This window comes from Serpens gallinarum (assembly GCF_014836765.1).
GTDB classification, from domain to species: Bacteria; Pseudomonadota; Gammaproteobacteria; order Pseudomonadales; family Pseudomonadaceae; genus Serpens; species Serpens gallinarum.
Genome location: NZ_JACSQG010000001.1, coordinates 995,085 through 1,008,439 on the forward strand (window position 1 = coordinate 995,085; position 13,355 = coordinate 1,008,439).

At 64.1% G+C, this 13,355-nt stretch carries 12 protein-coding genes and 1 pseudogene; 6 read left to right on the plus strand and 7 right to left on the minus strand.

What is annotated here, in order from left to right:
* Window positions 1-5: 5 nt before the first annotated feature.
* Window positions 6-638 carry a 2'-5' RNA ligase family protein gene (locus H9642_RS04650; protein ID WP_251835220.1) on the minus strand — a complete coding sequence of 211 codons (633 nt, stop codon included), beginning with the start codon at window positions 636-638 and terminating at the stop codon, window positions 6-8.
* Window positions 639-801: 163 nt separating this feature from the next.
* Between H9642_RS04650 and H9642_RS04655 the strand changes: the two genes are divergently transcribed.
* The 3 genes from H9642_RS04655 (at window position 802) to recJ (ending at window position 3,568) form a co-directional block, all read left to right on the plus strand.
* Window positions 802-1,083 carry a DUF3509 domain-containing protein gene (locus H9642_RS04655; RefSeq protein WP_251835221.1) on the plus strand — a complete coding sequence of 94 codons (282 nt, stop codon included), beginning with the start codon at window positions 802-804 and terminating at the stop codon, window positions 1,081-1,083.
* 154 nt (window positions 1,084-1,237) lie between these two features.
* Window positions 1,238-1,777, plus strand: a complete 540-nt coding sequence (locus tag H9642_RS04660; protein ID WP_251835222.1) for a YaeQ family protein — start codon at window positions 1,238-1,240, stop codon at window positions 1,775-1,777.
* A gap of 60 nt (window positions 1,778-1,837) precedes the next feature.
* Window positions 1,838-3,568, plus strand: coding sequence for a single-stranded-DNA-specific exonuclease RecJ (recJ, locus tag H9642_RS04665; RefSeq protein WP_251835223.1), 1,731 nt, complete (start codon window positions 1,838-1,840; stop codon window positions 3,566-3,568).
* A gap of 27 nt (window positions 3,569-3,595) precedes the next feature.
* Here recJ and H9642_RS04670 read toward each other — a convergent pair whose 3' ends face one another.
* Entirely contained in the window at window positions 3,596-4,072 is a 477-nt protein-coding gene (locus H9642_RS04670; protein ID WP_251835224.1) for an ester cyclase, read from the minus strand.
* Window positions 4,073-4,387: 315 nt separating this feature from the next.
* Here H9642_RS04670 and H9642_RS04675 point away from each other — a divergent pair, with 315 nt between their 5' ends.
* Window positions 4,388-5,479 (plus strand): NADH:flavin oxidoreductase/NADH oxidase, encoded by a 1,092-nt coding sequence (locus H9642_RS04675; protein ID WP_251835225.1) that lies wholly within the window; start codon window positions 4,388-4,390, stop codon window positions 5,477-5,479.
* A gap of 44 nt (window positions 5,480-5,523) precedes the next feature.
* Here H9642_RS04675 and H9642_RS04680 read toward each other — a convergent pair whose 3' ends face one another.
* The 5 genes from H9642_RS04680 to ydcS form a co-directional block, all read right to left on the minus strand.
* Window positions 5,524-6,948 carry a gamma-aminobutyraldehyde dehydrogenase gene (locus tag H9642_RS04680; protein WP_251835226.1) on the minus strand — a complete coding sequence of 475 codons (1,425 nt, stop codon included), beginning with the start codon at window positions 6,946-6,948 and terminating at the stop codon, window positions 5,524-5,526.
* A 72-nt stretch (window positions 6,949-7,020) separates the two neighbouring features.
* A complete protein-coding gene (locus H9642_RS04685) occupies window positions 7,021-7,827 on the minus strand; it encodes an ABC transporter permease (RefSeq protein ID WP_251835227.1) in 807 nt (268 codons plus the stop codon).
* The gene (locus H9642_RS04690; RefSeq protein WP_251835228.1) at window positions 7,817-8,767 is read right to left on the minus strand and encodes an ABC transporter permease; all 951 of its coding nucleotides are present in this window, start codon (window positions 8,765-8,767) and stop codon (window positions 7,817-7,819) included. Before H9642_RS04690 ends, H9642_RS04685 begins: the two co-directional genes overlap by 11 nt.
* Window positions 8,764-9,795 (minus strand): ABC transporter ATP-binding protein, encoded by a 1,032-nt coding sequence (locus tag H9642_RS04695; protein ID WP_251835229.1) that lies wholly within the window; start codon window positions 9,793-9,795, stop codon window positions 8,764-8,766. The genes H9642_RS04690 and H9642_RS04695 overlap by 4 nt, the downstream gene beginning before the upstream one ends.
* A gap of 154 nt (window positions 9,796-9,949) precedes the next feature.
* On the minus strand, window positions 9,950-11,101 hold the full coding sequence (gene ydcS / locus H9642_RS04700; RefSeq protein ID WP_251835230.1) for a putative ABC transporter substrate-binding protein YdcS: 1,152 nt from the start codon (window positions 11,099-11,101) through the stop codon (window positions 9,950-9,952).
* Between the two features lie 238 nt (window positions 11,102-11,339).
* On the opposite strand from ydcS, the pseudogene H9642_RS04705 reads away from it, so the two are divergent.
* Both H9642_RS04705 and prfB read left to right on the plus strand, forming a co-directional pair.
* Window positions 11,340-12,064, plus strand: a pseudogene (locus tag H9642_RS04705) (tellurite resistance TerB family protein).
* Between the two features lie 166 nt (window positions 12,065-12,230).
* A protein-coding gene (gene prfB / locus H9642_RS04710) for a peptide chain release factor 2 (RefSeq protein WP_251835231.1) occupies window positions 12,231-13,326 on the plus strand; the annotation gives its coding sequence in 2 pieces (ribosomal slippage) (window positions 12,231-12,302 and window positions 12,304-13,326; 1,095 coding nt in all).
* Window positions 13,327-13,355 lie beyond the last annotated feature (29 nt).

The window sequence follows — 13,355 nt, forward strand, 5'->3', positions numbered from 1 at the left end:
CTGCTTTAGCCCAGCGGAATGCGTCGCTGAGTGTCTAGGGGGCCAAATAAGTCGCGGCTCTCATAGGTGGCGTAGTGAAGCTCCTCAATGTTGAGCTGTGAATTAGCCGGTACTGGCAACTGTGCCAGGCGCTGACGCAGCTCATCGGCACCGATCCGCCGCTTGTACAAACCCAACGTGATATGCGGCACATAGGCGGACTGCCGCACTTCTCGGCAGCTCTGCCCCAGGGCTGTCCGCCAGCGCTGTAGATGCCCCCGGTCATCGAAAACCGGCAGAAACGCGGCGCTGGCGAAGCTGTCCGGTGGGCCGATCTCCAAGGTGCAGGGCGGACTTTGCACCTGGCCGAGGCCTTCCATTTGCTGTCGCAGCTGCTCGGGCGTGAAGTCGTCGTCAGCCACGGCCTGAGTCTGCTCGAAGCCGCATACAAACAGGGTCAGGTGCGCCTGGCGACGGGTGGCATGCAGCAGATCGCTCAACTGCGTTTGCAGGGTGTGGATGTGCGAGAGTAGGGCCGGACAGTTGATTGGCACTATCCAGACGGCATAGCGCAGGCGGCCCTGATGCCATTCAGGGTAATCCCGAATATCAGTGACGAGGGTGGCGTCGGGCGCCTGGGTAGGATGGGACAACAGCATGAGGCTACGCTTAGCGTTGAAAGAGGTGTGAGTGTGACCTGATGCGCTGTTGGGCTCCAGAGTGGAAGGGCTGCATTGATGGCGCGTTCTCTGGATGGAGAACTTAACAACCTCTCCAGGGTCAAAAAATCGCAGTTTTTCAATGAGTTATGAGGAGTAACAAATGGACAGCACAGGACAGGCGTTAATCGCCGGATTGGCTCCCTACAATGTTTCCCTGGGACCACAGCGTCCCGATGGCGGGCGCGTGCTGATGTTGATGGACGATGCGGGCGAGCTGTTGATCCAGCGGGTCCTGAATACCCAGCAGCTCACCCAACCGGAATTACTGGCTGATGTGCTCGATGGCGTGCGTCGCGACTTGCTGGTCGCAGGTGGTTGCACGGCGCCGGAAGTGCTCGCCTCCCTGCGTCACAGCGACCGGGTCAAGCCTTACGCGGCGTGAGTCTGCGTCATATGCCCCTGGGCCGGAATCCGCCTACGTAACGATTCCGGCCACGGCGGGTGCGCACGGCAATTGACCGTGTCATCGCTTGGCGTCCTGCCTGGTGCGCTTTCGGAGTAGACTTGCCGGCTTTCTGATAGCCAAGAGCCCGCCCATGGCCCTGCAAGCCACTCCGTACAAGATCGAAATGAACCTGACCGACATGGACAGGAACGTCTACGAAAACCTGCGTTTCACCGTCGCCCGCCACCCCTCGGAGACCGAGGTGCGCATGAGCGCGCGGCTGATTGCCTATGCCTTGTGGTACAGCGAACAGCTGGCCTTCGGTCGCGGCCTGTCGGATGTCGACGAGCCGGCCCTTTGGGAAAAGAGCCTGGATGATCGCGTGCTGCACTGGATCGAAGTCGGCCAGCCGGATGCGGAGCGTATGACCTGGTGTTCGCGACGCACCGAGCGCGTCAGCCTGGTCGCCTATGGCAATCTGCGTGTCTGGCAGGGCAAGGAGTTGGATGCGGTCAGCAACCTGAAGAACCTCAGCGTGGTAGCGGTGCAGCCGGAGTCCTTGGAAAACCTGGCTCGCGACCTGCCACGTTCGCTGAATTGGAGCGTGATGATCAGCGACGGTGAACTGTTCATCACCGACGAGCGCGGCCAGCATGAAATTCCCCTTGAGTGGCTGGTCGGCGAACGCTGATTTCCATCCGCTGGATGCCTGAGCACTCCACTCCATACCTGACGAATCCCTGAGTTACCCATGCGTATCGATCCCCGTCCGTTGCCCGACATCCTGCCCGATCTGGGCGAGCTGCCTCCTTTGCTGACCCGCCTGTATGCCGCCCGTGGCGTGCAATCGGCCGCCGAGCTGGACAAGGCACTGGCGCGGTTGATTCCGTATCAACAACTGGCTGGCATCGACGTGGCTGTCGCCTTGCTGGTGGAGGCATTGGAGCAGCGCCAGCGCATCCTCATCGTGGGCGACTTCGACGCCGATGGCGCCACCGCCAGCTGCGTCGGTGTGCTCGGCTTGCGCCTGCTCGGGGTCGCCCATGTCGATTACCTGGTGCCTAATCGTTTCGACTACGGCTATGGCCTGACGCCGGAAATCGTCGCGGTGGCCCTGCAACGCCAGCCCGATCTGCTGATCACCGTGGACAACGGCATTTCCAGCGTGGATGGCGTGGCGGCGGCCAAGGCGGCCGGCCTCAAGGTGCTGATCACCGACCACCACCTGCCTGGCGCGGAGTTGCCGGCGGCGGACGCCATCGTCAACCCCAACCAGCCGGGCTGCGGCTTCCCGAGCAAGGCGATGGCCGGGGTCGGGGTGATCTTCTATGTCTTGCTCGCCTTGCGGGCGCGCTTGCGCGAGCTGGGCTGGTTCGCCCGCACCGGGCGCTCCGAGCCACGTCTGGCCGAGCCGAACCTGGCCGAGCTGCTTGATCTGGTGGCGCTGGGAAGTGTCGCCGACGTGGTGCCGCTGGATGCCAACAATCGCATCTTGGTTCACCAGGGACTGGCGCGTATCCGGGCCGGTCGTGCGCGACCGGGCCTCAAGGCGATCCTTGAGGTGGCCGGCAAGCAGGCGGAACGCATTACCTCGACGGATCTGGGTTTTATCATTGGCCCACGCCTAAATGCGGCCGGCCGGCTGGATGACATGAGCCTGGGTATCGAATGCCTGCTCTGCGAGGACGAGACCCTGGCCCGCGACATGGCCGTGCAGCTCGATCAGCTCAACCAGGACCGCAAGGCCATCGAGCAGGGCATGCAGCGCGAAGCCCTGGCGCAATTGAAGGACCTGCCACTGGACGAGATGCCGTTCGGCCTGTGCCTGTTCGAGGCGGAATGGCACCAGGGGGTCATCGGCATCCTCGCCTCGCGGATGAAGGAGCGCTATCACCGGCCGACGATTGCTTTCGCCGATGCCGGGGAAGGCATGCTCAAGGGCTCGGCCCGCTCGGTGCCGGGCTTTCATATTCGCGATGCGCTGGACGCTGTGGCTGCTCGGCATCCGGGCTTGATCAGCAAGTTCGGCGGCCATGCCATGGCGGCCGGGCTCTCCTTGCCGGAAGAAAATTTTGCCGCGTTCGCCGCCGCGTTCGATGCCGAAGTTCGGCGCCAGTTGCATGAGGTCGATCTGACCGGCCGACTATTGTCCGACGGCCAGCTCTCCGCCACGGAGTTCCACTTGGAGCTGGCCCGCGCGCTGCGCCATGCCGGCCCTTGGGGGCAGCACTTTCCCGAGCCGTTGTTCCATGGCGTATTCCAGCTGGAGCAGCAGCGGCTGGTGGGTGAAAAACACCTGAAGATGGTGGTGCGCACCGAGTGCGGCTCGCTGAGCCTGGACGGCATCGCCTTCAACATCGACCGCGAGCAATGGCCCAACCCCACCGTGCGCTGGGTCGAGCTGGCCTACAAACTGGACGTCAACGAGTTCCGTGGGCGGGAAAGCGTGCAATTGCTGGTATCACATATCGCGCCGCGCTGATTCGCGCAGGTTTAGCCCGCCAGGTCTCTACCAGCCCAGCTGTTTGTTGAAGCCCAGCGCATCGTAATAGTCGCCCTGGTAGGTGATCTGACCGTTCTCGATGCGGATGAAGCTGACGCCCTCGAAGGAAAGGGGCTTGCCGGTGGCAGGCGTTTCCGCGCTCCAGGGGCCGCTGTTGGTGCCGCTGAACCGCCACTGGAAGGCGATGCCATCGGGAGCCACGAGGGGCGCGCTGGTCATCTCCCATTTCAGATCGGGCACAGCCGTGATGAACACCGCAATCACGTTGTCGCGAGCGGCGGCTCGGCCATTCTGCGGCGTGCCGACCGTGGCGTCGAAATACACCGCATCCTCGGCTAGGTAGGCGGCGGCTTTCTGTGCGTCATGGGCGTTCCAGGCGGTCATGTAACCGTCAATCACGGCGCGCACGTCGTCGGCGGCCTGCGCCAGGCCGCTAAGCAGAAGCAGGGTGAGGAAAGTGATGCGGCTGAGACAGATGTTCATGGGCGGGCTCCAGGCACGGTGGCGGATGCCGTGTCTCGCAGTTGGCTGCAGGCCGGCATGCGTAGAGTGTTGACCGGCCGAAATCACCCCGCCGGTGGGGCTGACCAGCGGTGTCGCGGCGACGCTGTGGGTTGCTCAATCTTGCCGCAGAGGGGACTATCCCCGGCATTGCTTCGCCCATGCTCGCACCCGCAGCATGGCGAAATTGCCCCACGCATGAACTGCTCAGGTATGCACCGGCAGTTCGGCCACTGACCCGAAGCGGTCTTTAATTGGAGGATGTCTGTCATCTTCCGCCAGCCGACGAGGCCCGCCATGTCACTACTTTTTCAGCCCCTCACCTTGCGCCAGTTGACCCTGCCCAATCGTATCGTCGTGTCGCCCATGTGCCAGTACTCCGCCGAGGTAGACGGCCTGGCCACCGATTGGCACTTGGTACATCTGGGCAGCCGCGCGGTGGGCGGTGCCGGGCTGGTGATTTTTGAAGCGACAGCGGTACGCCCGGAAGGGCGCATTTCCGCCCGTGATCTGGGCCTGTGGAACGATGAGCAGATCGAACCGCTGCGCCGCATCACCGCGTTTATCGAGTCCCAGGGTTCAGTGGCCGGCATTCAGCTGGCCCATGCCGGGCGCAAGGCCGGCACCTGGTGGCCCTGGAGCGGCAAGCATGGCAGCGTGCCGGTGGCCGAAGGCGGCTGGACACCAGTCGGGCCGTCGGCGATCGCCTTCGATCCCCAGTATGTGGCGCCCACGGCGCTGGATGAAGCAGGCGTGGCCGAGATCATCCAGGCCTTCGTGCAGGGCGCCGAACGGGCGCTGGCCGCTGGATTCAAGGTCGTCGAGCTGCATGCCGCCCACGGCTATCTGTTGCACCAATTCCTGTCGCCACTTTCCAACCGCCGGCAGGACCAGTACGGCGGTTCGTTCGAGAATCGCATCCGCCTGTTGCTTGAAGTGACCCAGGCGGTGCGTCAGGTATGGCCCGAAGAGTTGCCGGTGTTCGTGCGCCTGTCGGCCACCGACTGGGTGGAAGATGGCTGGAACCCGGACGAGACGGTGGAGCTGGCCTGTCGGCTGAAAGCCTTGGGCGTCGATCTGATCGACGTGTCCTCGGGCGGCACCTCGGCGAATGCGGAAATTCCCATCGGGCCCGGCTATCAGACCCAGTTCGCCGAACGTGTACGCCGCGAAGCCGGGATCGCCACGGGCGCGGTGGGCATGATCACCGAGGCGGCCCAGGCCGAGCATGTGCTGCGCACCGGCCAGGCCGACCTGATTCTGCTGGCCCGCGAACTGCTGCGCGACCCCTACTGGCCGTTGCATGCCGCCGATTACCTGCGCGACAAGGCGGTGCCCTGGCCGGGACAGTACGTGCGGGCGGCGAGCCGGGATACGCCGATTCGCTAAAAGGGCTGTTAATGCGGCGCGGGGCCGGCAGTATCGGCCCCGTATCAATGCTTGATCATGATGTGCCGCACCGCGGTGTAATCCTCCAGCCCGTACATCGACAGGTCCTTGCCGTAGCCGGACAGCTTCATGCCGCCGTGGGGCATTTCGCTGACCAGGGTGAAGTGCGTGTTGATCCAGGTGCAGCCGTACTGCAGGCGGGCGGCCAGGCGATGGGCGCGACCGACGTCGCGGGTCCACACCGAGGAGGCCAGGCCGTAGTCGGAGTTGTTGGCGAAGGCCAAGGCCTGGGCTTCGTCGTCGAACGGGGTGACCGAGACCACCGGGCCGAACACTTCGCGGCTGACGATTTCATCGTTTTGGCGGGCGCCGGCCAGCACCGTAGGCAGGAAGAAAAAGCCGGCATCGCCCGGCGCCTTGCCGCCAGTGACCACTTCGATATGCGACAAGGCGCTGGCGCGCTCGACAAACCCGGTGACGCGCTGGCGCTGGCTGTCGCTGATCAACGGGCCGAGTTCGGTGGCGGAATCGTCCTGCAGTCCATGTTTGAGTGTGCTCACCGCTGCGCCGAGCGCCGCGACGAATTTCTCGTAGATGCCTTTCTGGGCATAGATGCGGCAGGCCGCGGTGCAATCCTGGCCAGCATTGTAGAAGCCGAAGGTGCGAATGCCTTCCACGGCGGCGTCGAGGTCGGCGTCATCGAAAATGATCACCGGCGCCTTGCCGCCCAGCTCCATGTGCAGGCGTTTGATGCGCGGGGCGCTGGCGGCGATGAGGTGCGAACCGGTAGGGATCGAGCCGGTCAGCGACAGCATGCGCACCTTGTCATGATTGACCAGGGTCTCGCCGACGCTGCTACCACGCCCGAAGACGATGTTCACCACCCCGGGCGGGAAAATCCCAGCCATCAGCTCGCCCAGGCGCAGCGCGGTCAGCGGCGTCTGCTCGGAAGGCTTGAGTACCACGCAGTTGCCGGCGGCCAAGGCGGGGGCGAGTTTCCAGGCGGCCATCATCAGCGGGTAATTCCACGGCGCGATGGAGGCGACCACGCCAATCGGGTCGCGGCGGATCATCGATGTGTGGCCGGGCAGGTACTCGCCGGCCGCCGAGCCGTGCAGGCAGCGACTGGCGCCGGCAAAAAAACGGAACACATCGGCGATGGCCGGCAATTCGTCGTTGCGCGCGGCGGCGTAGGGCTTGCCGCAGTTTTGCGACTCCAGGCGGGCCAGTTCGTCGGCATGGGTGTCGATGGCATCGGCCAGGGCCAGCAGGCGGGCGGCGCGTTCCTGGGGTACGGTTTGCGACCAGCCGACAAACGCGGCTTCGGCGGCGTGCACGGCTGCATCGATCTGTTCGGCACTGGCTTCGGCAATCCGCACCAGCTCGGTATTGCGGGCTGGGTCGAGTACCGCCTGGGCCTCACCCTGGCCGGCGACCCGTTCACCGTTGATCAACAGATGGGTTTGCATGTCGGACTCCTCGAGTTGTTGTGGGTGTCAGGGACAGCGAAAGCTGGACGCTACTAGGTGATGAAATCACGCTCATTTGCCGCTTCCCGCCACGCCTTCGCCGCCGCGGGTCAGGTAATACGCGGCGAGGATCGGCAGCATGGTCGCCACCATCACCAGCATCGCCACCACGTTGGTGATGGGCACATCGCGGGGGCGCGACAGCTGGTTGAGCAGCCACAGGGGCAAAGTGCGTTCATGGCCGGCGGTGAAGGTGGTGACGATGATCTCGTCGAAAGACAGCGCGAAGGCCAGCATGCCGCCGGCCAACAGCGCCGAGCCGAGGTTGGGCAGCACGATGTAGCGGAAGGTCTGCCAGCCATCGGCGCCCAGGTCCATGCTCGCTTCGATCAGGTTCCAGGAGGTGCGGCGCAGGCGCGCGATGACATTGTTGTAAACGATCACCACGCAGAAGGTGGCGTGGCCAATGACGATAGTCAGGATGCTGGGCTCGATGCCCAGGGATTTGAACGCCGAGAGCAGGGCCAGGCCGGTGACGATGCCGGGCAGGGCGATAGGCAGCACCAGCAGCAACGACACGCTTTCCTTGCCGAAGAAGTCGCGCCGCCACAAGGCGGCCGCCGCCAGGGTGCCGAGCAGCAGGGCGACGAGGGTGGCAATCGCAGCCACTTGCAGCGACAGGGTGATGGCCTCCAGCACGTCGGGGCGCGCGAAGGTCAGGCTGAACCATTTCAGGGTGAAGCCCTGGGGCGGAAAGCTGAAGCCGGCGCTTTCGGTGTTGAAGGCATAGATGAAGATGATCAGGATCGGGAAGTGCAGGAACAGCAGCCCGCCCCAGGCCGCGAGCTTCAAGCCCATGGACGCTTTATCAGAGTGCATCGAAGGCCCCCAAGCGCTTGACGATGGACAGGTAGAGGGCAATCAGCACGATGGGCACTAGCGTGAAGGCCGCCGCCATCGGCATGTTGCCGATCGAGCCCTGTTGGGCATACACCATGTTGCCGATGAAAAACCCCGGCGGGCCGACCAGCAGCGGCACGATGAAGTCGCCCAGGGTCAGGCAGAAGGTAAAGATCGAGCCCGCAGCGATGCCCGGCAGTGCCAACGGCAGGATCACCAGGCGGAAGGTCTGCAGCGGCCGGGCGCCCAGGTCGGCAGAGGCCTGCAGCAGGGACGGCGGCAGGCGCTCGAGGGCGGCCTGGATGGGGAGGATCATGAACGGCAGCCAGATATAGACGAACACCAGAAAGCGCCCCAGGTGTGAGGTGGACAGGGTGCTGCCGCCAATGCCCGGAATGCCGAGGATCACCTGCAGGGCCGGCGCCAGGCCGAGGCGCTCGACGAACCAGTGGGCCACGCCGCCTTGGGCGAGTAACAGCGTCCAGGCATAGGCCTTGACAATATAGCTGGCCCACATCGGCAGCATCACCGCGATATAGAAGAACGCCTTGATGCGCCCCGTGGTGTAGCGCGCCATGTAATAGGCGATAGGAAAGGCCAGCAGGGCGCTGGCCAGGGACACCGTCACGGCCATGGCCAGGGTGCGCTGGATGATGTCGAAGTTGGCCGGCTGGAACAGCGCCCGAAAATTGGCCAGTGTCAGCGCGGGCGTCACCGACATGGTGAAGTCGTCGAAGGTGTAAAAGCCCTGCCAGAGCAGAGCCAGCAGCGAGCCCAGATAGACGATGCCGAACCATAGCAGCGGGGGGATCAGCAGCAGCGACAGGTACAGCATCGGTTTGCGGTACAGCAGGTCGGACAGATGGCGCAGCAGGCCTGGGCGGCTGGCCGGTGCCACGGTGGCCGGGCTGGTTGTCATGACGGCACCTCGCGCAGCGGCACCATGGCGGCGCGGGCCCAGCGGGCGGTAACGCGCTGCCCCGGCTGGCAGGCAATGTCGCCTCGATCCCACTGGCTGTTGGCCTGGCTGACGGCGAAGCTTTGGCCGTTGTCCAGACGCAGCTCGTAGCGAGTGGCAGCGCCCAGGTACTGGATATCGTGGAGCTGCCCGGCGATTTCCGTCTCGCCAGGTGCCAAGGGTTCGCTGCCGGCCAGGCGGGTATGCTCCGGGCGGATCGAGAAGGGGCGTGGCGAGCCGGCCAACTGCTCGGCCAGCTTGCCACGCAGCACATTTGAGGTGCCGACGAACTCGGCCACGAACGGCGTCGCCGGGCGCAAGTACAGATTGCGCGGACTATCCAGCTGCTCGATGCGCCCTTGCCGGAACACCGCCACCCGGTCCGACATTGACAGCGCCTCGCCCTGGTCATGGGTGACGAACACGAAGGTAATGCCCAACTGACGTTGCAGTTTCTTCAACTCGCCCTGCATCTGCTCGCGCAGCTTGAGATCCAGCGCGCCGAGCGGCTCGTCGAGCAACAATACCCGCGGGCGATTGATCAAGGCGCGGGCCAGCGCCACGCGCTGCCGCTGCCCGCCGGACAATTGCACCGGCTTGCGCGCGCCGTAGCCGCCGAGGGCGACCTGATCCAGCGCCTGTTCAGCGCGCTGGTGTCGCTCGGAGCGCGCGACGCCCTTGACCTTGAGGCCGTAGGCGACATTGTCCAGCACGCTCATGTGCGGAAACAGCGCGTAGTCCTGGAACACCGTGTTGACGTCGCGCTGATAGGGCGCCAGGCCGGTGGCTTCCTGCCCTTGGATGCGAATGGAGCCGGAGCTGGGCTGTTCGAAACCGGCGATCAGGCGCAGGCAGGTGGTCTTGCCGGAACCGGAGGGACCCAGCAGGGTGAAGAATTCACCATCCTCAATGGCTACCGACACCTGATCCACGGCCTTGACCTCGCCGTACAGACGCGAGACATCGGTAAGTTCCACGGCAAAGGTCATGTTCCTGCCCCAAAGCAGCTGCCTGCGGCAGGCTGCACGTCGTTCTGGTTGTTGTTCTGGTTAGCGTCGGCAGATGCATGCATGACGTCTTGCCCAGCGACCACTACGAAATTCGGGGCGGACGAAGCGACGTCCACCACGCGAACAGCCTCGGTTACCGACCCCCCATGATCGCAATGTAGTCCTGGGTCCAGCGGCTGTAGGGCACGTACTTGCCGCCTTCAGCTTGCGGGGTTTTCCAGAAGGCGATTTTCTCGAAGTTGTCGAAACCGTTGGTTTTGCAGCCCTCGGCGCCGAGCAGGGCGTTGCCCTCGCACGCCGCCGGCACGGCCGGCACCGAGCCGAACCAGGCGGCCAGATCACCTTGCACCTTGGGTTGCAGCGACCAGTCCATCCACTTGTAGGCGCACACCGGGTGTTTGGCTTCGGCGTGCAGCATGGTGGTGTCGGCCCAGCCGGTGGCGCCTTCTACCGGAACCACCGAGGCAATTGGCTGCTTTTCAGCCTGCAGCGCGTTCACCTGGTACGGCCAGGCACTGGAAGCAGCGACGCCCTCGTTCTTGAAGTCGTTCATCTGCACGGTGACGTCGTGCCAGTAGCGGTGGATCAGCGCATGCTGCTGGCGCAGCAGCGTGAGCACGGCGGCGTATTGGGTTTCGTTGAGCAGGTAGGGGTCCTGGATGCCCAGTTCCGGTTGGGTGCTCTTCAGGTACAGCGCCGCATCCGCGATATAGATCGGCCCGTCATAGGCTTGCACGCGGCCCTTGTTGGGTTTGCCATCCGGCAGGTTCTGCGGCTCGAACACGGTCGCCCAGCTGGTCGGCGCCTGTTTAAACACGTTGGTGTTGTACATCAGCACGTTCGGCCCCCACTGGTAAGGCGTGCCGTAGTGCTGGCCATCCACCGTGTGCCAGGGCGCTTCCTTGAGGCGGTCATCGACGGTGCTCCAGCTCGGGATCAGCGCGATGTTGATGGGTTGCACACGCTTGCCTGCGACCAGTCGCAACGAAGCGTCACCGGAGGCGGTGACCAGATCGTAGCCGCCCTTGGTCATCAGGCTGACCATCTCATCCGAAGTGCCTGCGGTCTTGACGTTGACCTTGCAGCCGCTGTCCTTCTCGAACTGGGTTACCCAGTCATAATTCGCATCGGTGTCGCCGCGCTCGACGTAGCCGGGCCAGGCAATGATGTCGAGCTGGCCTTCGGGCTGACCCAGCGTTTTGAGCGGTTCTGCGGCGTACAGGGTGCTGGCGGCCAGCAGAGCGGTTGCCAGCGTGCCGAGGAGTGCAGTGTGCGGTGCGGACATCTGAATTCCCTCTTGTTGTGCGCGATTTGCGGGGCAGTGAAATGCCGCTCGGCACATCCGTTGCCGAGGAGATGTGATCAGTCTAGTTGGTGTCTTGGCGGCGTCATGGCGAGTATGCAGCGCCCATGAGTCGGTCCAGTGCGGCCTGGGGCGCTACCGCCTGGCAGCGGCCCCAAGCGATGGGTTTTTGTCAGCGCTATGGTTTCAGTCAGCACTGCATCGCAATGGGAGAGAAACCATGAATACCGGGGCTTTACTGGAGCAACTGCTGCGCTCACGGCTGGGTTCTGCGACCGGCGCTCCACAGGGTTCATCACCTTCGGGTGGGCTCGGTGACCTGTTGGGCGGCCTGCTGGGCGGCGGTTCCGCTGCCGACCCGACACAAGAACGGCAAGGAGGCCCAGGTGGTCTGGGTGATGTGCTCGGCGGCCTGCTCGGTGGCGGGGCGCCACAGACCGGGCAAGCAGGGCGGGACGGCTCGGGTGGCTTGAACCTCGGCAGCCTGGCCACGCTGGGTATGCTCGCCTACCAGGCCTACAGCGCCTGGCAACGGCAGCAAGGCCAGGCTCCGCAACATGAGCCGCAGACGGTCAACCGCCTGATGGGCGCGCCGGCCGAGGCGCACAGCACGGCGATCCTGCGGGCGATGATTGCTGCGGCCAAGGCTGATGGGCGCATGGATGCCGCCGAGCAGCAACTGGTCCAGGCGGAACTCGCTAAGCTGACCGACGACTCTGAGCTGCAAGCCTGGCTGGACCAGGAAGTGCGCAGCCCGCTCGATCCTGCGCGCGTCGCCGAATCGGCCAGCAGCCCGGAACGGCCGCGGAAATGTACCTCGCCAGTGTACTGCTGGTGGGCAGCGAGCAGTCCGGTGAGCGCCCTTATCTCGATGCGCTGGCGCAGCATCTGCGCCTCGATGCCGAGTTGCGCGAGCAATTGGAGGCGCAGGTGCGGGCGGTTTGACCGTGTAGGCCCGTTTGCAGGGGCATCATGGCAGTCCGTCATACTTTCCGGGTATCCATGAAAAGTTGGGATTGCCGCGCACTGACGGGTTGCGTGCTGTCAGCGTCGGTCGGCTGCGTTATAATCGCCGGCTTTTCGAACCGTCCGACTGCGAGTGCCGCCCGCCATGGAAATCAATCCGATCCTCAACAGCATCAAGGACCTGTCCGAACGTTCAACCACTATTCGGGGGTATCTTTGACTACGATCAGAAAGCTGATCGCCTGGTCGAAGTAAACCGCGAACTCGAAGACCCGAACGTCTGGAACAACCCTGAATACGCCCAGAACCTGGGCCGCGAACGTGCCCAGCTGGCACAGATCGTCGAAACTCTCGACGAGATGAGCAGCGGCCTGGCCGATTCCCGCGACCTGCTGGACATGGCCGTCGAAGAAAACGATCAGGGCGCGGTGGATGACGTCGCCGCCGAAATCGAGCGCCTGCGCGAAATCCTCGAAAAACTGGAATTTCGCCGCATGTTCAGCGGCGAGATGGACGCCAACAACTGCTACCTGGACATCCAGGCCGGCTCCGGCGGCACCGAGGCCCAGGACTGGGCGAATATCCTGCTGCGCATGTACCTGCGCTGGGCCGACCATCGCGGTTTCGACGCCACCATCATGGAGCTGTCGGAAGGCGAAGTGGCGGGTATCAAGGGCGCCACCGTGCACATCAAGGGCGAGTACGCCTACGGCTGGCTGCGCACCGAGATTGGCGTGCACCGCCTGGTGCGCAAAAGCCCGTACGATTCCGGCAACCGCCGTCATACCTCGTTCACCGCCGTGTTCGTGTCGCCGGAAATCGATGACAACATTGAAATCGACATCAACCCGGCCGACCTGCGCACCGACACCTACCGTTCCTCGGGCGCGGGTGGCCAGCACGTGAACACCACCGACTCGGCAGTCCGTATCACTCACGTGCCGACCAACACCGTAGTCAGCTGCCAGAACGAGCGCTCCCAGCACGCCAACCGCGACACCGCAATGAAGATGCTGCGCGCCAAATTGTACGAACTGGAAATGCAGAAGCGCCGCGAGGCGTCCCAGGCGCTGGAAGACAATAAGTCGGATATCGGCTGGGGTCACCAGATCCGTTCCTACGTGCTCGACCAGTCGCGCATCAAGGACCTGCGTACCGGCGTCGAAGAGAGCAACTGCGATGCGGTGCTCGACGGCGATCTGGACCAATTCCTCGAAGCCAGCCTGAAACAGGGCCTGTAACAGGGTAGTAACATCCCGCCGGCGCGGCC

What these genes read in the sequence shown, in the direction of transcription:
- H9642_RS04685 (WP_251835227.1), bottom strand. Translation starts at nt 7,827, where the DNA reads ATGCACTCTGATAAAGCGTCCATGGGCTTGAAGCTCGCGGCCTGGGGC.
- H9642_RS04690 (WP_251835228.1), bottom strand. Translation starts at nt 8,767, where the DNA reads ATGACAACCAGCCCGGCCACCGTGGCACCGGCCAGCCGCCCAGGCCTG.
- recJ (WP_251835223.1), top strand. Translation starts at nt 1,838, where the DNA reads ATGCGTATCGATCCCCGTCCGTTGCCCGACATCCTGCCCGATCTGGGC.
- H9642_RS04695 (WP_251835229.1), bottom strand. Translation starts at nt 9,795, where the DNA reads ATGACCTTTGCCGTGGAACTTACCGATGTCTCGCGTCTGTACGGCGAG.
- H9642_RS04675 (WP_251835225.1), top strand. Translation starts at nt 4,388, where the DNA reads ATGTCACTACTTTTTCAGCCCCTCACCTTGCGCCAGTTGACCCTGCCC.
- ydcS (WP_251835230.1), bottom strand. Translation starts at nt 11,101, where the DNA reads ATGTCCGCACCGCACACTGCACTCCTCGGCACGCTGGCAACCGCTCTG.
- H9642_RS04650 (WP_251835220.1), bottom strand. Translation starts at nt 638, where the DNA reads ATGCTGTTGTCCCATCCTACCCAGGCGCCCGACGCCACCCTCGTCACT.
- H9642_RS04660 (WP_251835222.1), top strand. Translation starts at nt 1,238, where the DNA reads ATGGCCCTGCAAGCCACTCCGTACAAGATCGAAATGAACCTGACCGAC.
- H9642_RS04670 (WP_251835224.1), bottom strand. Translation starts at nt 4,072, where the DNA reads ATGAACATCTGTCTCAGCCGCATCACTTTCCTCACCCTGCTTCTGCTT.
- H9642_RS04655 (WP_251835221.1), top strand. Translation starts at nt 802, where the DNA reads ATGGACAGCACAGGACAGGCGTTAATCGCCGGATTGGCTCCCTACAAT.
- H9642_RS04680 (WP_251835226.1), bottom strand. Translation starts at nt 6,948, where the DNA reads ATGCAAACCCATCTGTTGATCAACGGTGAACGGGTCGCCGGCCAGGGT.